The sequence below is a fragment of the Streptomyces avicenniae genome (assembly GCF_000719135.1).
In the GTDB taxonomy this organism is placed as follows: domain Bacteria; phylum Actinomycetota; class Actinomycetes; order Streptomycetales; family Streptomycetaceae; genus Streptomyces; species Streptomyces avicenniae.
Genome location: NZ_JOEK01000008.1, coordinates 24,790 through 45,157, shown reverse-complemented (window position 1 = coordinate 45,157; position 20,368 = coordinate 24,790). Strand labels below are relative to the sequence as shown.

Genomic DNA, 20,368 nt, shown 5'->3' with positions numbered 1-20,368 from the left:
GAGCGGCGGGAAGGTGCCGCGAGGGATGGCAGGCGTCGTCACCGTCGGGGCGTCAGGACCACGCGGCGTGTGCCGTACACGGTGGCGCCGAGTGCCAGGACGGTGGCGCCGGAGGCGACCGAGGAGAGCGGCAGGGTGAACGCGAGCGCGGCGCAGCCCGCCAGGCCCACGGCCGGGACGAGCCGCGGCGGGCGCCCCTCGGCCGCCGACAGCGTCCAGGCTGAGGCGTTCGCGACGGCGTAGTACGCCAGGACGCCGAACGACGAGAAGCCGATCGCCCCGCGCAGGTCGGCCGTCAGCACCAGCACGGACACCACGGCGCCCACCGCCAGTTCGGCCCGGTGGGGCACCCGGAACCGCGGGTGCACGGCCGCCAGCCCGCGCGGCAGGTGGCCGTCCCGCGCCATCGCCAGGGTCGTGCGCGAGACGCCGAGGATCAGCGCGAGCAGCGCGCCGAGCGCGGCCACGGCGGCGCCCGCGCGGACCACCGGCACGAGCCCGTCGGCCCCCGCCGCCCGCACGGTGTCGGCGAGCGGCGCGTCGCTGCCCGCCAGGGCGCCGGGGCCGAGCACCGACAGGGCGGCGGTCGCGACGACGGCGTAGACGGCGAGCGTGACGCCGAGCGCGACCGGCACGGCGCGCGGGATCGTCCGCGCCGGATCGCATACCTCCTCGCCCAGCGTCGCGACCCGCGCGAACCCGGCGAACGCGAAGAACAGCAGCCCCGCCGCCTGGAGCACCCCGTACGCGGACGCGTCGGCCCCGATGTCCAGCCGGGCCGCGTCCGAGGCGTCCGAGGTCAGCGCCGCGACCGCCACGGCGGCCAGCACGGCGAGGACGACGGCGACGATCGCCCGCGTCAGCCACGCCGACTTGCGCACTCCCGCGTAGTTCACGGCCGTCAGCGCCACCACGGCCGCCACCGCGATCGCGCGCTCCTGACCCGGCAGGACGTACGCCCCGACCGTGAGCGCCATCGCCGCGCAGGACGCCGTCTTCCCGACGACGAACGCCCACCCCGCGAGGTATCCCCAGAAGGCGCCGAGCTGTTCGCGCCCGTAGACGTAGGCGCCGCCCGACGCGGGGTGACGGGCCGCCAGCCGCGCCGACGACGTGGCGTTGCAGTACGCGACCACGGCCGCCAGCCCCAGCGCGGGCAGCAGCCCGGAACCCGCCGCGTCGGCCGCCGGTGCCAGCGCGGCGAAGACGCCCGCGCCGATCATCGCGCCGAGGCCGATGACCACGGCGTCGCCCGTCCCGAGCCGCCGCTCCAGACGGTCGGGCGTCCCGGCGGCGGGCACGGCTTCGGTCATGACTCGCTCCCGGGCGGCACGGCTGCGGTGCTCCTCGGCACCGGCGCGAGGGTACGCGGTAAAGGTGAACTCCCGGACGCGCGCCGGTGTACGCGTCGGCCGCCGCCGCCGTGGCGAGGCGGTCGGCTCAGCGCGCCACCGGGTCGCCGTCCTGGATCAGGCCGTCGATCGTGTCCTGAAGGTAGTAATGGTCCGTATGCCCGTACTTGTCCTGCGGGCCCTTCCCGGCAAGCTCCTCCGCGTGACGCCCGGCCGCGTCCAGCACGTTGCGCCGCGCCGCCGCCTGCGGGCTGTCCGGCTCCAGGCCGCCGCCCGGGTCACGCGTGCCCTGCGCGATGTACCCCGCCGCGCCCCGGCTGTCCTCCCACTGCTGGCGGAGCAGCCGGTCGGCGAGATCGGAATGCCCCAACTGCTCGGCGGCCGACGCCTCGTTGAGCCCCGCCGCGTGCAACAGCCCGACGCCGCCGACGTTCTCGGTCCACGTGTCGGGCGACAGCTCGAAGAGGAAGTAGTCGCGCGGCTCGTACTGCTCCGTCGAACGCTCCTGTACCGCCACGGCGTTCAGGGCCAGGCGCTCGCTCAGCTCGTCGCTCGTCGGCACGGTCGCCTGCGCCAGCACGTTCCCGAAGCCGTTGTACTGCTCCAGCGCGGCCTTGAACCCGTCGGTGCCCGGTTCGTGTGCGAACAGCGGCCCGCCCCAGGGCGTGACGAACGGGTCGGAACCGCTGATCGCCCGGCCGAACAGCAGCCCGTTCTCGACGCCGACGTCCATGACGTCGAGGTTGCGCAGCAGCATCACGCCGTCGGCGACGCCCTGGAGCGCCGCGCGCTGGGTGTCGCCCTGGGCCGGTGCGAGACCGTCGGTGCCCAGGTTCCCGAGCGCCGCCAGCGCGTCGGCGTCCAGCCCGGCGTAGAACTCCATCAGGTACCGGCTCTCCTCCGCGCTGAGGTCACGCGGCTTCCCCGGGCTGCCGTCGAGGACGTCCCGCGCCAGCGCCCGCAGCGTCTCCGTCCAGCGGGCGAGGTCGGCCGGGTCGGGGCGGCCCTCGCCGCGGAGCAGTTCGGCCAGCTCTCCGGCGGCGTAGCGCGCCATCTCCGGGCTCCGCCACAGGCCGAGCGGCCCGCCCGCCAGGTCGTAGCCGTGCTCGTTCAGCTCCTGGCCGTAGCGCGTGAGCGTCGAGCGGTACGCCTCGATCTCGGCCCCGACCTCCGCGTCGGCCTCCCGCGCGAGGACGACGGCCTCCGCCAGGCGCTTGGCCAGGACGGACGGTCCGTGGAACGGGGACGACGAGGCGTCCATCTCCCGCGCGGCGGTCTCGCCCAGCTCCTGCACGCGGGGGCTCAGCCGGTCCTCGACGAGCGCGCGGACCCGCTCCTCGGCGGAGACGGCGGCCTCCATGGAACGGTTCAGGTAGTCCGCGACCGTCTCCATGTCCGTGCCCCGGCCGCCGAGGCCGCGGTCCGTCGCGGCGGTGCGCTCCCAGGGGTCCGCCATGGCGCTGTCGTCCAGCGTCCCCGCCTCGGCGGCGAGCCGCGAGGCGGTCTCGGCGACGTCCCCGGAGACGCGGGCCTCCCCGAGGGCCCTGCGGTAGACGACGGCCGTGTCGGCCATGTCCTCGGGGGAGATCTCGGCGCTGAACGCCTCCTGCGTCCGCCACGGCGAGACGCCCGCCGTGCTCGCGACCAGTTCGCGGGTGAAAGCGACAGGCGACAACAGGACCTCCGGGACGCGCGAACTGCGTCGAACGCTAGACCGGGGGTCGCGGCGCTGTCCACGCCGACCGGACTGTTTTGAGGAGGACTTGAGATTGCACGCGCAACCCCCGCCGCGCCGCGGCCCGCGTGCGCCCGGACGGGTGAACGCGGGCCGCGGCGCGCCTCACTTCTCGCGGTGCGGCAGCTTCCAGCCGGGGCGCACGAAGTGGCACGTGTAGCCGTTCGGGTAGCGCTCCAGGTAGTCCTGGTGCTCCGGCTCGGCCTCCCAGAAGTCCCCGACCGGCGCCACCTCGGTGACCACCGGCCCCGGCCACAGCCCCGACGCGTCCACGTCCGCGATGGTGTCCTCTGCCACGCGCTTCTGCTCGTCGCTCGTGTAGAAGATCGCCGACCGGTAGCTGAGCCCCACGTCGTTGCCCTGCCGGTTCTGCGTGGACGGGTCGTGGATCTGGAAGAAGAACTCCAGCAGCTCGCGGAACGAGGTCTTCTCCGGGTCGAAGACGATCTCCAGCGACTCCGCGTGCGTCCCGTGGTTGCGGTAGGTGGCGTTCGGCACGTCGCCGCCCGAGTAGCCGACGCGGGTCGAGACGACGCCGGGGAAGCGCCTGATCAGGTCCTGCATGCCCCAGAAACAGCCGCCCGCCAGCACCGCGCGTTCCGTCGTCCCAGCCATCCCGTGACCTCCTGCCGCCGTGAACAGTGCCTTCCCCTCCGGAGGATACGCGGACGGCCGCTGCTCGGCCGCTCGGCCGCGGCGCGCGGGCCCCGGGCCGTCAGCCCGCCTCGAACGAGCGCCGGGACAGGCCCATCATGTGGCCGTCGATGACGGTACGGGCGGGCCGCGCGCCGTCCTCGGCCGCGCCCAGCGTGACGAACAGGGGCAGGAAGTGGTCGGGCGTCGGGTGGGCGTAGGGCATGCCGGGGGCGCGTTCCGTCCAGGCCGACAGCTCGTCCAGGTCGCCGCGCTCCACGGCGTCGGCGGCCCAGGCGTCGAAGTCGGCCGACCAGCCGGGCACGGCCCGGCCGGTGATCATCTCGCGGGTCAGGAAGGGCAGCCCGTGGACCATGAAGCCCGAGCCGACGACGAGGACCCCCTCGGCGCGCAGCGGGGCGAGCCGCCGTCCCAGGGCGAGCAGCCCGGCCGGGTCGTGCGTGGGCAGGGACAGCTGGAGGACGGGTATGTCGGCAAGGGGATACATCGCCATCAGCGGCACCCACGCCCCGTGGTCGAGGCCGCGGGTGGGGTGCTGGTGCACCCGCTCCGTGCCGGGCAGCGCGGTGGCCACGCGCCGGGCCAGGGCGGTGGCGTCCGGCGTGGCGTAGCGCATCCGGTGGTAGCGCGGGTGGAAGCCGCCGAAGTCGTACACGAGCGGGGTGCCCGCCGCGGGGGCGGACAGGGTCGGCGGCGCGGTCTCCCAGTGCGCCGAGACGACGAGGACGGCCCGCGGCCTCGGCAGCGACTGCGCCCACGCGAAGAGGGCGTCGATCCAGGGGCCGTCGTCGAACAGCGGGGGAGCGCCGTGGCTCAGGTAGAGGGCGGGGAGCGGGCCGTCCGCCGGTGTCCACGCCCGGCGGGCGCGGGCGCGGGGCAGGGCGCCCGGGAGGAAGGCGTCGTAGGCCCCGGCGGGTACGGCGGGACGCGTGAGGTCGGTCATGCGGTGCTCCTGGCCGTGCGGCCGGTCAGTCCTTCAGGAGCGCGGCGAGCGTGTCGCGCAGGGGAGTGGTGGGGCGGCCGGTGAGGCCGGACAGGTCGCCCGGCGTGTCGGCGAGCGCCCCGGCGGCGATGTCGGCCTCCATCCCGGCGAGCAGCCGCGCCGTGGCCTCGGGCATCCCGTTCCCGGCGAGCGCGTGCGCGTACGCGTCGGGCGTCAGGTCCCGGTACGCGACGGGGGTCCCGGAGACCTCGGCGAGGTCGGCGGCGAACTCGGCCATGGTCCACGCCGTGTCGCCCGACAGCTCGTAGGTCTTCCCGGCGTGCGCGTCCCCGCCGGTCAGGACGGCGGCGGCGGCCTCGGCATAGTCGGCGCGGGAGGCGGACGCGATGCGGCCGTCGCCCGTGGCGCCGATGACCGTGCCGGTGGCGACGCCCTGCCGGGCGGCGGGCGCGTAGTTCTCGGTGTACCAGCCGTTGCGCAGCAGGACGTACGGCAGGCCGGAGGCGGTCAGGTACTCCTCCGTGGCGCGGTGCTCGGGCGCGATGGACAGCGTGGCCCGGTCGGCGTGGAGCACGCTCGTGTACGCCACCAGCCGCGCCCCGGCGGCACCCGCCGCGTCGATCACGGCGCGGTGCTGGGGCACGCGGCGGCCGACCTCGCTGCCCGAGACCAGCAGCACGCGTTCCGCGCCCGCGAGGGCGGTGGCGAGCGTGTCGGGACGGTCGTAGTCCGCCTCGCGGACCTGGACGCCGTGGGCGGCGAGACCGGCCGCCCGCTCGGGCGAGCGTACGGCGGCGACGATCTGCCCGGCCGGAACGCCCCGGGCGAGCAGGGCCTCGACGGTGAGACGGCCGAGCGGGCCGGTGGCGGCGGTGACGACGATCATGACGGTGCCTCTGTTCCTCGGTGCGGGAGTCCTGGAGTTGTCGGAGGTGACGGGGGCGTCGGGGGTGACGCGTCCCGGGGGACGGGCGGCAGCGCCGGGTCGGGACCGATCGCCTCGTTGACGCGGCGCCCGATCTCGCGCAACTGCCCGAGCTGCGCCGTGGTCAGCGGGTCGAGCACCAGACGGCGGACCTCCGCGACATGCCCGGGCGCGGTCGCCGCGACCTTCTCCCACCCGTCGTCGGTCAGCACGGCCAGCGTGCAGCGCCCGTCGTCCGGATCGGCCCTGCGCCGGACCCAGCCGCGCTCCTCAAGGCGCCGCACGGTGTGCGACAGCCGGGAGAGCGAGCCGTCCGAGCAGCGAGCCAGGTCGCTCATGCGCTGGGTGCGTCCCGGGGCCGTGGAGAGCCCGGCCATGACCTGGTACTCGAAGTGACTGATCCCGGCGTCCCGCCGCAGCTGGGCGTCCAGCGCGGCGGGGAGCCGTACGACGGTGCTGACGAGTGCGAGCCACGCGCTCCGCTCGTCGTCGTCCAGCCACCGGATGTCCCGCTCGTCCATGCCCCTACCGTAACTTGAAGCGTCAAGTGAACGACGGGCGGGGCGCGGCGGCCGTCAGCCCTTGACCGAGCCGGAGGCGAACCCGGACGTCACCTGCCGCTGCATCAGCAGGAACACCAGCAGCGCGGGCAGGGCGAACAGCGTCGAGGCCGCCATCGTCGCCCCCCAGTCGGTGCCGAACGTGTTCTGGAACGACGTGAGCCACACCGGCAGCGTCCGGCTGTCCTGGTCGTTGATGATCAGGAAGTTGGCGTACGCGAACTCGTTCCACGCCGTGATGAAGCCGAACAGCGAGGTCGCCATGAGCCCGGGCGCCAGCAGCGGGAAGACGACCCGGCGGAACGCCTGCGGCCGGGTGCAGCCGTCCACCTGCGCCGCCTCCTCCAGCTCGGCCGGGAGCGTCGCCAGGAAGCTCCGCAGCACGACGATGGTGAACGGCAGCGTGATCATGAAGTAGATCAGGGTCAGCGTCGGCAGCCGGTCCAGCATCCCGGCGTCCCGCGACATCAGGTAGATCGGGATGATCAGCGACTCCCAGGGCGCCATCTGCGCGCAGAAGACCATGAGCAGGAAGCCGCGCCGCCCCCGCCACCGCATCCGCGCCACGGCGAACGACGCGGCGAGCGCCACCACCAGCGCGAGCAGCACCGCGCTCACCGTCACCAGCAGGCTGTTGCGCCAGAACAGCCAGAAGCCGTCGGCCTCCACCGCCGTGCGGAAGTGCTCCAGCGTCCAACTCGTCGGCACCAGGCGCGGGTTGTCGGTCTGGATGTCGCCCGTGGGCTTGAAGGACGTGGAGATCATCCAGTACACGGGGAAGACGCAGAACACGAAGACGACGGCGGCGGCCGTGCTGCGCAGCGGGTGACGGCGGCGCCGCCGGACCGGGCGCGCGAGTGCGGTGGTCACTGCTCGGCCTCCTGCTTGTAGAGCTGGCGGAAGTAGACGACGAGCACGCCGGACATGAGGGTGACGGTGATGACGGACGCCGCCGTGCCCAGGTCGTAGCGCTGGGCGGCGAGCGCGGTCTGCACGGCGTAGACGGGCAGGATGGTCGTCGCGTCCCCCGGGCCGCCCTGGGTCAGCACCCAGATCTGCACGAACGCACGGAACGTCCAGATCACCTCAAGGCAGATCACCAGCATGAACACCGGCCGCAGCATGGGGAACGTCACCGAGCGGAACGCCTGGAACCCGCTCGCGCCGTCGAGTCGCGCCGCCTCGTTCAGCTCGCGCGGCACGGTCGTCAGCGCCGCGTAGAGCGTGACCGCCGCGAACGGCACCGACTGCCACACCACCAGCACCACGAGGATCGCGAACGCCGCCGGGCCGTTCGCCAGCCACACGTACCGGTCGAACGACTCGAACCCGAGCCGCGTCAGGCCCCAGTTGACGACCCCGTACTCCGAGTGGAACAGCCACTGGAACACCGTCGTCGCCGCGATCACCGGCATGCCCCAGGCGAGGACGAGACCGCTGAGCACGGCGGTGCGCCCGAAGCGGCCGAGCCGCGAGATGAGCAGTGCCACGAGCGTCGCCAGCACGACGATGAGGACGACGTTCACCGCCATGAACAGGAAGGTGCGGCGTACCACTTCCCAGAAGCGCGGGTCCTCCAGCAGTGTGCGGTAGTTGTCCAGGCCGACGAACTCGGCGTCGCCGTTGATGAGTTCGCGCAGCCCGAACTCCTGTGTGGAGATGACGAGTCCGCGCAGCAGCGGGTAGAGCAGCAGGAACGCGGCGCCCGCGACGGTGGGCGCGATCAGCAGGTAGGGCCACCATCCCGAGCCGTCCCGGCGGCGGGGGCCCCGCCCCGCCCCGCCCTCCGAGGGCGGGGCGGGACGGGCGGCGGGGACGGGGGCGGGCGCGGGTGTGGGGGCGGTGCGCGGGCCGGTGACCGGCATGGCGGGGTCCTCCCGTTTCCTCCGGTGCGCGGTCAGGGGTTGAGTGCCCGGGTGATGACCTCGGACGCCTCGCGCGCCGCCTCCTCGGGGTCACGTCCGGTGAGGACGGCCGTCATGTAGTCCTTGATGGGGTTCTCCGCCTCCACGGCCGCCCACGCGGGCGTGTTGGGCGTGGCCCGCCCGTTCGCCGCCCCGGCGGCCATGGCGGCGGTGCCCGGGTCGTCCGCCGCGGCGGCGGCGAGCGTCGTCTTGTTGGGGACGTAGCTCATCGCCTCGGCCAGGCGGGTCTGCCACTCCTCGCCCGTCAGCTCCTCGATGAAGGTGTGCGCGTCCTCCTGGTTCGCGGCGGCGGCCGGGATGACGAGGTCGGAGCCGCCGGTGAAGACGGAGCCCGGCGTGTCCGCCGTGACGCCGGGGACCGGGAAGAAGCCGAGCCTGCCCTCCAGTTCGGGGTTGCGCTCCACGGCGAGTCCCGCGCCGCCCGGCACCGCGATGATCTGCGCGACCTCCTGGGAGGCGAACACCTCGACCTGCGGCGGCTCCGCCTCGTCCGAGTCGCGCGGCCCGTCGCCGTGCGCCTGGAGCTGCCGGTAGAAGTCCATCCCGGCCAGCGCCTCCGGCGTGTCGAGCGTGCCCTCCCAGGCGCCGTCCTGCTCGACGGCGAGGTCGCCGCCCTCGTCCCAGATGAAGCCGGACAGGACGTACCAGTTCTGGCCCGGCAGGTAGATGCCCTGCTGCCCCTCCGGCCCGTTCAGCGCCTCGGTCGCCTCCAGCCACGCCTCGCGCGTGGTCAGCGTGGCGGGGTCGATCCCTGCGGCCTCGAACAGGTCGGTGCGGTAGATGACGACGCGGTTGGCCGCGTAGTAGGGGATGCCGTACTGGGCGCCCTCGTAGACGCCCGGCTCGGCGAGGCCCGGCAGCCAGTCCTCGCCGCCGAGGGCGGCGACGCGGTCGCTCAGGTCGAGCAGGCCGCCGCTGGCCGCGTACTGCGCCACCTGCGTGTTGCCGACCTCGATCACGTCCGGCGCGTCGCCGCTGGCCAGGGCGGCGGTGACGCGCTCGCCGATGCCGTTCCACTGCTGGATCTGGATCTCCAGGCTGATGTCCGGGTGCGCGTCCTCGAACGCGGTCGTGAACTCCTCCTGGAACTCCTGGCTCACGCTGTCGCGCATCAGCCACACGTCGAGCGTCCGTTGCCCGCCGTCGTCCCCTCCGGAGTCGTCCGAGCCGCCGGAACAGCCACTGAGGGCCATGCCGGTGGCGAGCGCGGTCAGGCAGGCCAGGGTACGGATCTTCACGGTTCACCTCGGGGTCGGGAGCGGACGGGCCGGGTGGCGCGGAACACGAGGGGTGCACGGGGACGAGAGGTGCACACGAGGCGGGAGCGGCAGGGCCGTGACAGCTGTGACACGGGAGGCGAGAGAGACCATGGAGGCAGTTGGGATGACCAATTGGCCTGCTCCCCGGTGATGAGAATCGAAAATGGCATAGACCTTTTCAGCCCGTCAAGGGGCGGGGTGCGGCCCGGTGCCCCCGGCACGCCTCCCGCCCTGTTACCGCACAGGAACCTCAACTCATGTTTCGGCCCGTGAAGTTGATCATGCGGCCGGGCGGGGCGCGGCCCCCTTGACGACGGCGGGCGCGGACTGTCACGTTCATGGCCGACACCGACCCGCCCCTTACCAATTGGCTCGGTGGTCATGTCGTCCCGACCCCCACGCCCGGCCACCGCCCCGGGCCCAGCCGAAGGACCGGAGGCACCCCGTGCTCGTCCCGCTGCCCAGCCGACTCCACGAACGCTCCGGCCACTTCGTCCTCGCCCAGGACACCGCCCTGCGCGTCATGCCGGGCGCGGAGGCCGCCGCCGACCTGCTGCGCTCCACGGTCTCCCCGTCCACAGGACTGCCCCTGCCCGCACGGAGCGACGGCCGGATCACCCTCACCCTCGACCCCGCCCTCAGCGGCCTCGGCCCCGAGGGCTACGGCGTGACCATCAGCAGGCAGGCCGTCCTGCTGCGCGCCGCCACGCCCGACGGGCTGCGCCACGGCGTCCAGACCCTCCGCCAGCTCCTCCCGCCCCCCGCCCTCTCGGCCACCCCCGTCCGCGGCGTCCCCTGGGAACTGCCCTGCGTCGAGATAACCGACCGCCCCCGCTTCCCCTGGCGCGGCGCCATGCTCGACGTCGCACGCCACTTCATGCCGATCGCCTTCCTGCACCGCTTCGTCGATCTCCTCGCCCTGCACAAGCTGAACGTCCTCCACCTCCACCTGACCGACGACCAGGGCTGGCGCATGCCCGTCCCCGGCTGGCCGGCGCTCACCGCCACCGGCGCCTGGCGGCCCCGCTCCCGCCTCGGCCGCCGCACCGGCGGCCTGTGGGACGAACGCCCGCACGGCGGCTCGTACACCCGCGCCGAACTGACCGGCCTCGTCGCCCACGCCGCCGCCCGCGGCGTCACCGTCGTCCCCGAGATCGAGATGCCCGGCCACGCCCGCGCCGCCCTCGCCGCCTACCCCCACCTCGGCAACGACCCCGGCCGCGAGCTGCCGATCTGGACCGACTGGGGCGTGTGCGACACCGTCCTCGGCGTCCACGACGAGGCCCTCGCCTTCTGCCGCGACGTCCTCACCGAGGTCATGGACGTCTTCCCGTCCCGCCACGTCCACATCGGCGGCGACGAGTGCCCCGCCACCGACTGGGAGACCGGCGAGCAGGCCAGGCGCCGCGCCCGCGAACTGGGCCTGCCGGACGCGGCGGCGCTGCGCGGCTGGTTCCTGCGGCAGATCGCCGACTTCCTCATCGCCCACGGCCGCACCCCCGTCACCTGGGACGAGGCCGAGGAGGGCGCCCTGCCGCCCGAGGTGATGACCATGCCCTGGCGCACCACGGGCCACGCCCGCGCCGCCGTCGCGCGCGGCCACCGCGTCGTCGCCACCCCCATCCGCCACACCTACCTGGACTACGCCCCCACCGACGACCCGGACGCCCTCGGCCACCCCGGCGCCGTCACCCTCCAGGACGTCATCGGCTGGGACCCGGCGCCCGCCGCCGAGTACGGCGCGGACGCGTCTGCCGTCCTCGGCGCCCAGGCGCAGCTGTGGACCGAACTCATGCCGACCCCCGCCCACGTCGAGTACCTCGCCTTCCCCCGGCTCGCCGCGCTGGCCGAGGTGGCGTGGCGCGCGCCGGGAGCCGTCCACGAGCGCGGCCCCCGCTCGTTCGACGCCCGGCTCGTGCGCCACGGCGCCCGGCTGGACGCCCTCGGCGTCCACCACCGCACGCCCCCCGCCTGACGGCCGCCCCGGGCCGCGCGCGTCAACTGGTCATATGCTGGTCAACGTTCACCGGCGGGACGGGGAGGCGGACATGACCAGGACGCCGCGGGGCACCGCGCCGAAACGGGACCGCGTGCGCGACCATCTGCTCGGCCTGATCGAGGAACGGCGGCCGGGCGACGCGATCCCCTCGGAACGCTCCCTGTGCGCCCTGCTGGACGTCTCACGGCCCACCCTGCGCGCCGCCGTGGACGAATTGGTCTCCACCGGACGGCTCGTCAGGGAACACGGCCGCGGCATGTTCGTCGCCCCGGGCAAGGTGACGCAGGAACTCCTCGCCGACGGCGGGGCGTTCACCGTCCCGCCCGCCGCGGGCGCCTGGAGCAGCCGCGTCCTCGCCTTCGGCGTCGAGGCCGCAGGGGCACGCGTCGGGCGCAAGCTGCGGATGTCCCCGGCGGGGCGCGTCGTGCGCGTCGCGCGGCTGCGGCTCGTCGCGTCCGCCCCCATGGCCGTCGAGTACCTGCACCTCCCGGCCGACCTCGTCCCAGGACTCGCGCCGCAGGACCTGGCGGCCGGGGACCTCCACGACCACCTGCGCGACCGGCACGGCATCCGGGTCCGCGAGGCCGTCCAGGCGATCGAGCCGACCGTCGTCAGCGAGGCGGAGGCCGCACTCCTCGACGTGCCGCCCTTCTCGCCCGCGCTCCTCTTCGAGCGGATCACGACCGACGAGGAGCGGCGCGTCGTCGAGTACTGCCACTCCCTCTACCGGGGCGACCGCTACCGCATCGTCTCCCGCCTCACCCTCGGCCCCGCCGCCCCGCTCACCGGAGCCACCGGCCCCCACGGCGGCCACCACCCCGGCATGCCGCCCACCGGCCCCGGCACACCCCGCCCACTCCTCGCCGCGACCACGGGCGACGTCCACGCCGACCACTGACCCCGTCACGCGCGGGCAGGGGCGCGGTAACCTGGTGACAGGACAACGGGGGTGCCTGACATGACAGTTCGCGAGCAGGGCGAGCGTGACGAACTCACCGTCGAGATCATGTTCGCGTTCGTCACGGCCTCGGTCCTCGCCGCGGTGGTCGCGTGCGCGCTGGCCGCTCCCGCGTGGCTGCTCGCGCTCGACGGCGGCCCCGAACGCGCCGTCCACCTGACCGCGCTCGCCTGCGCGGGAGCCGCGTGGATCTGGCGCGCCGCCTCCGTCCTGCACCGTCACGCCCGCCCGTCGCCCGGCTCCGCGACATCACGGGGCGCGGACGCCGCCTGACGTGGTGAGCGGACGAGCGGACGGCTGACCTCGCGCCGCGGCCGCGCCACGATCTCCGCGTCGCTCAACCCCGCGGGCGGCGTCATCACGGCGGGACGCCTGCATCAGGCCCGCCTTGCGCGCTCCGCATCGAGCACGTCGCGCAGCTCCACGGCGCGTTCCGCAAGCCAGTCGAGGTAAGGCCCGGGTGTGTCCGCCGCCGGGGCACCGAACCACAGATCGGCGCTGCGCTCCAGCGTGCCCGCAGCCCACCCGGGTCGATCGGCCACCACCCTCTCCACACAGGCGACGACGTCCGACGCCCACCAGGCGGCGTTCCTGGCCCTGATCCCGAAGATCTCCAAGGCTTCGTCGTCGGGAGTGGTGCGCCACATGTCCTCACACAGCTCCGCGAAGAACAGATCGGGGTTCTCCTCCCGCCACCGATGATCCTGTTCGATCAGGTGGAGGATCTGTCGGCCCAGTTCGTCGTTGCCGCTCACATGCAGCTCCCCGTCGCCCCTTCGCCGGACGTGCGTGACGTCGCGTCGGGCAAGGAGCGTATCCGCCGACTCCACCCGCCACCCAGCGGGCGGCGGAGCGCGCCTGCTCGGGTGCCGGAGCTGAGGTTGACCAGGCCCCGCCCGGCGAGTGCGGTCGCCCGCCTCGTGCGCGCGTACGAGGCCCGACCGCCCCGTCGGCGACACACCTCGTCCGGGTGGCGGAATGGCAGACGCGCTAGCTTGAGGTGCTAGTGCCCTCTTATGGGCGTGGGGGTTCAAGTCCCCCCTCGGACACCATCAGGAACCCCAGCTGAGCTGGGGTTTTTTGTTTCCCTGGGGCCTGCCGCGACCAGCCCGGTCCACCCTCGTCGGGCCGTTCGCCGTACCGGCTCATGGCATAGCCGGGCGCGTGCTACCCGACCTTCGCCGACACCTCGACCGCATCCCGCGTATTCCTGCCGCCCTGGACACGTCATCTCGCCATGACATCCGTGAAGACCGGGGCGACCCGCGGCCTGGAATCGCTCGATCCACCCAGCAACCCCGCAGGTGATTCATCGACGCACAAGGACGGCGACGACACGGCTGGTGACACCGCGGTCGGATGCCCCGCGCACCCGTCACCACAGCGTCGGGGGAGCCTCGGGTTCCGGGACACCGGGCAACCGTGCGGCTTCGGCGAGCCCTTCCCATGTCGGGTAGTTCTCCGCCAGGCGCAGCAGGAGCCGGGCGGCGGCGTATGCGTCGAACGTCGCCCGGTGTCGCTGTCCTGGGGCCTGTGAGAGGTCCAGGTCGAGGTGTTCGATCAGGGCGTCGAGGTTGTGGCCTGGGGCGTCGGGAAGTGTCGCCCGGCTGAGGCGGAGGGTGTCGAGGACGCCGTCCGGCTTCCAGTCGGGGAGGTGGCGCCGCAGGGTCTTGTACTCGACGCTGGCGTTGTGTGCGCAGATCCACGCGGTCCCGAGCAGCGCGCCCACCTCGGCGGCCACCGCGCTCCACGGCGGGCAGTCGGCGAGGTGGGCGTTGTCGAGTTTGTGGACCCGTGTCGCGAACGGGGTGACCGGCACGGGTGGCCGGATGAGCCAGGCCCTGGCCGTCGCCGGATGGGGAACGCCTCCGGTCAGGGGTAGCACGGCGATCTCCACCAGGTCGGGCGGAGCGGCGCCGTTGCCCTCGACGTCAACGATCATCAGTCTCGGCCAGGACTCGTGGATCACGGTGCGGGTGTCTCCTCGGTGGGCCGGCCGATGTCCGCACGGCCGTGTCGGCGGTGGTGGTGAGGCTTGCTACGGTCATGGACCTGGTGCCCGTAGCCGTGCCGGAGGTGGTAGCGCGGCGGTTCGTCCAGGCCCTTCACCATGATGGCCCGGTCGGTGAGTTCGATGGCGCCGATGGCCCCCAGGCGGCGGGCGTCTTCCGCCACTTCGGCCATGTTCGGCGCTCTCCAGGCCGAGGCGCAGAGGTTGAGCTGGCTCACCGGGCAGATGGGGCAGAGTTCCCGGATGCCGTAGTGGCCGTTGCAGTCCGGTTCTCCGTGGGCGTAGGCGACCGCGCAGGACGTTCTCCGGAACAGCGTGCCCCAGGGCGCCGCGCGGTCGCCGGGCTGGCGGAAGTGTTCGAGGATGCGCTGTTCGTCCTGCTCGGACATCCCCGCCCGGAGTCATGCCCCGCGGCGCCGGGTGGCCGGATCCCTTCCGCACGCGCCGCAGGAACGTCGCTGACACTCCGAGGGGAGGAACGGCAGTGCCCCCTGCCTCGGCGACGTGCGCGCGTCGAAGGGCGGGCGACGCCACTCGTCGGCGGATACGCTTGACGCGTGGATGACTACGCGCCGTTGGAAGGGCTGAGGAAGCTGGGCCCCTGGGACGTCATGTCGATCCCGGACGCACAGCGGCAGTTGGGAGCCGTGGCCCGCCGTATCTCCGAGTCCCGCGACGACATCGCGCTCACCGACGCGGAGGACCGGATCGTCGCCCTGATCATCAACCCCGCGGTACTCGAAGACCTGGAGGACGACCTCGCCCTCGCGCGCAGCGAGCTTCGGAAGCTGCGAGGCGAGGAGGGAGTTCCGCACGAGGACGTTCTCCGGGAGACACGGGACGGCCGATGAGCAGGATCACGTGGGATCCGAAAGCCAGGGGAGGCTTCGCTCGTCTGGTCAAGGAGGACCCCAAGGGCGCGGATCAGGTGCTCGACAGCATCAATCTCCTGGCCGACGATCCCCGACCCGCTGGCGCCCACCCCTACGGCAGGAGCCTTCTGCGCATGCGCGTGGGCTTCTACCGGGTCGTGTACGAGGTCGTCGGCGAGAAGCCGTTGATCATCTCCGTCGAGCACGTCGGCAGGAGCCTCACGCCCTGAGCCACGTCGGGTCGCCGTCTCGCCCGACGAGTTGCAGCTTCGCCCCGACCCGCCGGTTCGTGCCGGGGACACCGCAGGAGGACTCGGAGTTCCTTTGATCCCGGTGGGGGTTCCTCACCCCGTCCCTGGACGCGCTGGCGTCACTGTCCTCGGAACGGAGGCCGGGCCGGACCCCGCCGAGCCAGGGCCGACGGGGACGCCTCGGCACGACCGGGGCTCGCGGGGCCCGCCTACCAGGGGTGACAGCAAGGACGCTGGCACCCCTGGCGTGGACGCGGCCCGGCGGTCACATGCGTTCGAGCGCGGCGATTCCGAGGAGTTCGAGCCCCTGGCCGAGCGTCGAGCGGGTCAGGTCGCACAGGGCGAGCCGGTTGTCGCGCACCTCCGTCGGCACATCGGTCTTCAGCACGGGGCAGGACTCGTAGAACGTGGTGAACGCCTTGGCGAGTGTGTACAGGTAGTTCGCGAGCTGGTGCGGTTCGAGCGTGCGGGCCACCGCCGTGAGCACGGCGGTGAACTCGTCCGCCGTGAGCGCGAGGGCGCGCTCGGCCGGGTCCAGGGTGAGAGCGGGCCGGAAGCGCCCGCGGCCGTGGCCCGCCTCCTCCGCCCGGCGGAGGAGGGACGCGATGCGGGTGTGGGTGTACTGGAGGTAGACGCCGGTCTGCCCGTTGAAGCTGATCATGCGGGCGACGTCGAACGAGTAGTCCCTGGTCCGCGAGGTGGACAGCTCGGCGTACTTCACCGCCCCGATGCTCGCGGCACGGGCGACGGCGTCGAGTTCCTCGGGGCTGAGGTCCGGGTCCTTCTCGGCGACGACCTCCCGCGCCCGCTCCAAGGCGTCGTCCAGGAGATCGGCGAGGCGTACGGTCCCGCCCGCGCGGGTCTTGAAGGGCGTGCCGTCGGGGCCGTTGATCGTGCCGTTCGCGGCGTGCACCGCCTGGATGTCGTCCGTGAGCCAGCCGGCGCGACGGGCGGTCTTGAAGAGCATGTCGAAGTGCTGCGACTGGCGCGCATCGACCACGTAGACGAGGCGGGTGCCGTGAAAGGTCCTGATGCTGTGGCGGATGGTGGCCAGGTCGGTCGCCGGGTAGCCGAAGCCGCCGTCGCTCTTCTGGACCAGCATGGGCACAGGCTCGTCCTCGGGGCCACGGATGTCGTCGAAGAAGACGACCTTGGCTCCCTCGCTGTCCTCCAGCACGCCCTTCTCGCGCAGCGCGTGGACGATCTCCTGGAGCCACGGGTTGTAGAAGGACTCGCCCCTGACGTCGGCCTGTGTCAGCAGTACGCCGAGGCGTTCGTAGATCTGCTGGAACGCGTTCTCCGACTCCGCGACGATCTCCCGCCACGTGGCGGTGGTCTCCTCGTCCCCGGCCTGAAGGGCGACGACGCGCCGCTGCGCGCGCTCCTTGAAGGCAGGGTCGCCGTCGAACGCGCCGCGGGCCGCCCGGTACAGCGCGTCGAGAGCGGACACGGCCCCGGCCGTCCCGGACGCGTCCAGCTCCTTGTCGCGCCAGGCGGCTTCCGGGTGTTCGAGAAGGTACTGGATCAGCATCCCGAACTGCGTTCCCCAGTCGCCGACATGGTTCTGCCGGACGACACGCGCGCCGAGGAAGCCCAGAGTCCGCGCGAGGGCGTCGCCGATCAGTGTGGAGCGCAGGTGGCCGACGTGCATCTCCTTGGCCACGTTGGGCCCCGAGTAGTCGATGACGGCGACTTCGGCGGCCTGCGACCGCGGCACACCGAGCCGGTCGTCCCGCGCCCTGACGGCGAGACGGTCGAGCAGCGCGGCGTCCGACAGCGTGATGTTGAGAAAGCCGGGGCCGGAGACCTCGACGGCCCTGATCCAGTCCTCACCGGTGAGCTGATCGCGCAACGCCTCGGCGAGTCCACGAGGGTTGCTCTCCGTGCGCCTGGCGAGGGACAGCGCGACGTTCGCCTGGTAGTCCGCGTGTTCGGAACGGCGGACCAGCGGGTCCGCCGCCGCGTGCTCGGGCGGAAGAGCCGCCGCCATGGCCGCTCGAACGGCGGCCTCTACATCGCTCGCCAGGGGCCGTACCCGCTCCACCATTCCTGTCTCTCCTCCCGTTCGACTCGGTGCTCGTCGCGCGTGGCCGCGTGCCGTGTTCGGCTTGGTCGGCCAGATGTCCAGGGCCCGGGTGATCGGGGCCACCCCGCCCCGGAGCCTGTATGACAGCCTGTCAGGAGAAGTGGCGTGGCCGCCAAGCACTTTGCGGCCCGGACGGCCCGCTGCCCGTCATCACGCCCCCCGGAAGAGCACCGCCGATGTCAACCGCCGTGTGCGGGAGCGGCGTTCCTCAGCTGTGAGGCCGGGGCGGGGGTCCATGGCACCGGCATCGCGTGGGACGAGGCCGGTGCCCCTGGAGCCGTTCAGTTCAGCGAGCGGGTGGCGACGTGGTCGAGGTGATCGCGGAAGACCTTGTCCGCGTCGGGATTGAGCGTGGCGAGGGCCACCATCGCGGTGAGGATGACGTCGCACAGCTCTTTCTCGACGTCCGTCCACGTGTGGCTGGCTCCCTTGCGCGGGTTCGAGCCCATGGCGCCGTGCACGGCCTCGGCCACTTCCCCGGTCTCCTCCTGGACTTTGAGGACCCGGAGGAGCCGGACGACGTCCGGCGGATTGGCGTCGTTCCGGTCGAGCCACTGCACAAGGGCGTTGATCGTGCCCCAGGTGGCGGATTCCATGTCTCACCCGTTCGTGATCGTCGGATTCGGCAGACCTCGGAGGAGAGTTGCCGCGGTCTGCGCGGTGGTCGGGTCGGACGCTAGCAAGGCAGGTCCGACAGGAACGCCCAGCTCGGCCGACTCACGCGTAGGTGGTGATGCCGCGGCGCAGCCGCCGGAAAGCGTCCGGCTCGTACCTCGTCGTCGGTGCGGATGGCGGGGGCGGGGTCAGTGGCAGTGGGCGAGGCAGTCGAGGACGCGGTTCCAGTGGCGCTCCGGCTTGTCCTGGCCCGGCGCGTCGGGGTCGAGGACGGTCGGGTCCACCGTCCGGATCTCGGCCTCCGCGGCCTGTGCGGCGGAGAGACGGGAGAGGTACGGGACTGCCGGGCGGAAGATGTCCCAGCGGCGGTGGAGGGCGAGCAGGGTGCGGGTGAAGAGATCGATGCGGGTGTTGACCACGGTGCCGTCGATCAGTTCCCACAGGAGGCCGGTGGCGCCGTCGAGGCGGATCTGGTCGCCGAAGCAGTAGCCGAGCGGTACCCAGTGACCTGCCGTCTCCGGCAGGCCCTCCACCTCGGCGAACTCCGGATCGTCATCGACCGCGTCCGGCAGCCCCACCGCCAGGTACTCCAGCGGGTCGTAGACGAAACCGTCCACGACAGGCAGGCCCACCTCGGTGAGGAAACGCCGCGTCTCCGGGTGCGTGACCAGCGGATTCAACCGCTCGTCCGGAACGGCCACCAGCCGACCCGCCCCGAAGACCGAGACCAACTCAGCGCGCAGGACGGGGAGATCCACGATGCCCCTCCTGACTGCTGTTCATGGCCGCGTCCTTGGTGGCGGCATGGTCCCGGGCGTGAGGGTGCGGGTCAGGTGGGGGTGAGTTCGCCGGGGTGGCCGCAGAGGTGTCGTACGGGTTCGCCGTGCAGTGCGGCGAGTGCCGCGGTGATGCGCCAGAGGGTGTACGGGGCGACGAGGTCGGGCAGGTCGGGGACCGGGGCCCAGCGGTACCCGGACAGTTCGTGGGGTGGGAGGGTCAGTGTGGTGGCGGCGGGCACGATCCCGCCGTCGAAGACGAGGTTGTAGCCCTCGGTGGCGGTGTCGGTGGCGGGCATCTGGTGGACGGCGAGGACGCGTTGGGGCACGAGGTCGAGGCCGGTCTCCTCGCGTACCTCGCGCTGGCAGGCGATCGGCGCGGGTTCGCCCGGCCGGGCGCAGCCGCCGGGCAGTCCGTACCGTTCCGGGCCCTGGCGGTACGCCTTCTCCACCAGGAGTACGTCACCGAACTCGGATGTGATCAGTGCCAGGGCGCCGATCCGGCGCGCAGGTGGGTCGGTGAAGTCGTTCTCGGAGTGCATGTCTCCCCTTGTCGTTGAGATGTGTTGAGGCCCGCCCCGGGGGCGGGTCGGTCACGCTGCGGCGGTCACCGGCCGGCGCCCTCGACCGCCGTGCTCACGGCATCGGCGCTGTGGAGCGCGGTCAGGGTCGCGAGTGCGTGTTCGACGGCGACCGGGTCCGGAGGCTTCTCGTCCAGGGCCGCCGGGTCTTCGCCGAGGGCGATGAGTGCTCGGCGGTAGGCACGCCACCACTGCTGGTCCATGGCGAACAGGACCCGCCTGGAAGCCTCCGCCGGGCCGAGCGCGGCCACCCGCACCCCCACACCGACCACCGCCCCCGCCAGCCCGGCCACCACGATCCGCCGGACACCTCGTCCGCCCACCACGCCCCCTGTCCCGTCCCGTACCCAGGCGGCCGTCGCCGAAGGACGGGCGTTCGAATGAATGAATCGATCCCCGGTATGACGGGCTCCCCGGCGTTCTCCGCCAGTCCCCGCCAGCGGCGCCCCAGCAGCGTTCGCGGTCTGCGATGCCGCCCCCGCGGACGAAGGCCCGCGCTTCCGAGCGCTGGGCCTGGCTTGACGTACAGGCCGTCGCCGTCCGGGCCGTTCGCCGCGATCTCGGTGTAGTCGCGCACCGCGTCGTGCAGCCGCTGCACGCACGACCCGCACCCGTACAACGGCGCCTCGGCGGGCGGGTCCCCGACCGTGACGGCCCCGATCCGGACCACGAGTGTCACGCGGTGCCCGCACCAGAACCAACACGCCCCGACCAGCCACCGGTTGTCGTCACCCGGCGCCGTGAAGCCGCTCACGACCGCTCCTCCGCCCCACGCAGCACCCGCACCAGCCACAGGAACAGCAGCAACAGCCCCAGCAGAACGCCCCCGGCCACCACCGCCACCACACCGAGCACCCTCCCCGCAC

22 protein-coding genes and 1 tRNA gene are annotated in these 20,368 nt (G+C 73.1%); 6 read left to right on the top strand and 17 right to left on the bottom strand.

Annotation, left to right across the window (positions count from 1 at the left end):
• Window positions 1-38: 38 nt before the first annotated feature.
• The 9 genes from IF27_RS14020 to IF27_RS13980 all read right to left on the bottom strand — a co-directional run bounded on the left by IF27_RS14020 (window position 39) and on the right by IF27_RS13980 (window position 9,332).
• On the bottom strand, window positions 39-1,313 hold the full coding sequence (locus IF27_RS14020) for an APC family permease (protein WP_052849898.1): 1,275 nt from the start codon (window positions 1,311-1,313) through the stop codon (window positions 39-41).
• Between the two features lie 127 nt (window positions 1,314-1,440).
• Window positions 1,441-3,027, bottom strand: a complete 1,587-nt coding sequence (locus IF27_RS14015) for a hypothetical protein (RefSeq protein WP_052849896.1) — start codon at window positions 3,025-3,027, stop codon at window positions 1,441-1,443.
• A gap of 165 nt (window positions 3,028-3,192) precedes the next feature.
• Window positions 3,193-3,702: a peptide-methionine (S)-S-oxide reductase MsrA gene (gene msrA, locus IF27_RS14010; protein ID WP_052849895.1), complete on the bottom strand. Its 510-nt coding sequence runs from the start codon at window positions 3,700-3,702 to the stop codon at window positions 3,193-3,195.
• Window positions 3,703-3,802: 100 nt separating this feature from the next.
• Window positions 3,803-4,684 (bottom strand): dioxygenase family protein, encoded by an 882-nt coding sequence (locus IF27_RS14005; protein ID WP_052849894.1) that lies wholly within the window; start codon window positions 4,682-4,684, stop codon window positions 3,803-3,805.
• A gap of 25 nt (window positions 4,685-4,709) precedes the next feature.
• The gene (locus IF27_RS14000; protein ID WP_052849893.1) at window positions 4,710-5,570 is read right to left on the bottom strand and encodes an SDR family oxidoreductase; all 861 of its coding nucleotides are present in this window, start codon (window positions 5,568-5,570) and stop codon (window positions 4,710-4,712) included.
• Window positions 5,567-6,130 carry a MarR family winged helix-turn-helix transcriptional regulator gene (locus IF27_RS13995; RefSeq protein WP_052849892.1) on the bottom strand — a complete coding sequence of 188 codons (564 nt, stop codon included), beginning with the start codon at window positions 6,128-6,130 and terminating at the stop codon, window positions 5,567-5,569. The genes IF27_RS14000 and IF27_RS13995 overlap by 4 nt, the downstream gene beginning before the upstream one ends.
• Before the next feature lie 54 nt (window positions 6,131-6,184).
• Entirely contained in the window at window positions 6,185-7,039 is an 855-nt protein-coding gene (locus tag IF27_RS13990; RefSeq protein WP_052849891.1) for a carbohydrate ABC transporter permease, read from the bottom strand.
• Window positions 7,036-8,034, bottom strand: a complete 999-nt coding sequence (locus IF27_RS13985) for a carbohydrate ABC transporter permease (protein ID WP_052849890.1) — start codon at window positions 8,032-8,034, stop codon at window positions 7,036-7,038. The genes IF27_RS13990 and IF27_RS13985 overlap by 4 nt, the downstream gene beginning before the upstream one ends.
• 32 nt (window positions 8,035-8,066) lie before the next feature.
• Complete coding sequence (locus tag IF27_RS13980) at window positions 8,067-9,332, bottom strand: extracellular solute-binding protein (RefSeq protein ID WP_052849889.1); 1,266 nt, start codon at window positions 9,330-9,332, stop codon at window positions 8,067-8,069.
• Between the two features lie 466 nt (window positions 9,333-9,798).
• Here IF27_RS13980 and IF27_RS13975 point away from each other — a divergent pair, with 466 nt between their 5' ends.
• From IF27_RS13975 to IF27_RS13965, 3 genes are all read left to right on the top strand, one after another.
• A complete protein-coding gene (locus IF27_RS13975) occupies window positions 9,799-11,328 on the top strand; it encodes a beta-N-acetylhexosaminidase (protein WP_052849888.1) in 1,530 nt (509 codons plus the stop codon).
• A 73-nt stretch (window positions 11,329-11,401) separates the two neighbouring features.
• On the top strand, window positions 11,402-12,250 hold the full coding sequence (locus tag IF27_RS13970) for a GntR family transcriptional regulator (RefSeq protein ID WP_052850080.1): 849 nt from the start codon (window positions 11,402-11,404) through the stop codon (window positions 12,248-12,250).
• A 60-nt stretch (window positions 12,251-12,310) separates the two neighbouring features.
• A complete protein-coding gene (locus IF27_RS13965; RefSeq protein WP_052849887.1) occupies window positions 12,311-12,583 on the top strand; it encodes a DUF6332 family protein in 273 nt (90 codons plus the stop codon).
• Between the two features lie 104 nt (window positions 12,584-12,687).
• Here IF27_RS13965 and IF27_RS13960 read toward each other — a convergent pair whose 3' ends face one another.
• Entirely contained in the window at window positions 12,688-13,065 is a 378-nt protein-coding gene (locus IF27_RS13960; protein WP_190232948.1) for a hypothetical protein, read from the bottom strand.
• Window positions 13,066-13,274: 209 nt separating this feature from the next.
• Between IF27_RS13960 and IF27_RS13955 the strand changes: the two genes are divergently transcribed.
• A tRNA-Leu gene (locus IF27_RS13955) sits at window positions 13,275-13,362 on the top strand.
• 323 nt (window positions 13,363-13,685) lie between these two features.
• Here IF27_RS13955 and IF27_RS13950 read toward each other — a convergent pair.
• Together IF27_RS13950 and IF27_RS13945 are read right to left on the bottom strand one after the other, a co-directional pair.
• A complete protein-coding gene (locus IF27_RS13950; RefSeq protein ID WP_110945874.1) occupies window positions 13,686-14,279 on the bottom strand; it encodes a 3'-5' exonuclease in 594 nt (197 codons plus the stop codon).
• Window positions 14,276-14,710, bottom strand: a complete 435-nt coding sequence (locus tag IF27_RS13945; protein ID WP_052849885.1) for a hypothetical protein — start codon at window positions 14,708-14,710, stop codon at window positions 14,276-14,278. The genes IF27_RS13950 and IF27_RS13945 overlap by 4 nt, the downstream gene beginning before the upstream one ends.
• A 168-nt stretch (window positions 14,711-14,878) precedes the next feature.
• Here IF27_RS13945 and IF27_RS13940 point away from each other — a divergent pair, with 168 nt between their 5' ends.
• Both IF27_RS13940 and IF27_RS13935 read left to right on the top strand, forming a co-directional pair.
• Window positions 14,879-15,172, top strand: coding sequence for a hypothetical protein (locus IF27_RS13940; RefSeq protein WP_052849884.1), 294 nt, complete (start codon window positions 14,879-14,881; stop codon window positions 15,170-15,172).
• Window positions 15,169-15,423, top strand: a complete 255-nt coding sequence (locus IF27_RS13935; RefSeq protein ID WP_052849883.1) for a type II toxin-antitoxin system RelE family toxin — start codon at window positions 15,169-15,171, stop codon at window positions 15,421-15,423. The genes IF27_RS13940 and IF27_RS13935 overlap by 4 nt, the downstream gene beginning before the upstream one ends.
• A 286-nt stretch (window positions 15,424-15,709) precedes the next feature.
• On the opposite strand, the gene argS is transcribed toward IF27_RS13935, so the two are convergent.
• From argS to IF27_RS13910, 5 genes are all read right to left on the bottom strand, one after another.
• A complete protein-coding gene (argS, locus tag IF27_RS13930) occupies window positions 15,710-17,488 on the bottom strand; it encodes an arginine--tRNA ligase (RefSeq protein WP_420822011.1) in 1,779 nt (592 codons plus the stop codon).
• 323 nt (window positions 17,489-17,811) lie between these two features.
• Window positions 17,812-18,126 carry a MazG-like family protein gene (locus IF27_RS13925; protein ID WP_052849881.1) on the bottom strand — a complete coding sequence of 105 codons (315 nt, stop codon included), beginning with the start codon at window positions 18,124-18,126 and terminating at the stop codon, window positions 17,812-17,814.
• Window positions 18,127-18,333: 207 nt separating this feature from the next.
• On the bottom strand, window positions 18,334-18,903 hold the full coding sequence (locus IF27_RS13920; RefSeq protein ID WP_052849880.1) for an SUKH-4 family immunity protein: 570 nt from the start codon (window positions 18,901-18,903) through the stop codon (window positions 18,334-18,336).
• A gap of 71 nt (window positions 18,904-18,974) precedes the next feature.
• Entirely contained in the window at window positions 18,975-19,463 is a 489-nt protein-coding gene (locus IF27_RS13915) for an NUDIX domain-containing protein (RefSeq protein WP_052849879.1), read from the bottom strand.
• Between the two features lie 65 nt (window positions 19,464-19,528).
• Window positions 19,529-19,825 (bottom strand): hypothetical protein, encoded by a 297-nt coding sequence (locus tag IF27_RS13910; protein ID WP_190232947.1) that lies wholly within the window; start codon window positions 19,823-19,825, stop codon window positions 19,529-19,531.
• Window positions 19,826-20,368: the final 543 nt, after the last annotated feature.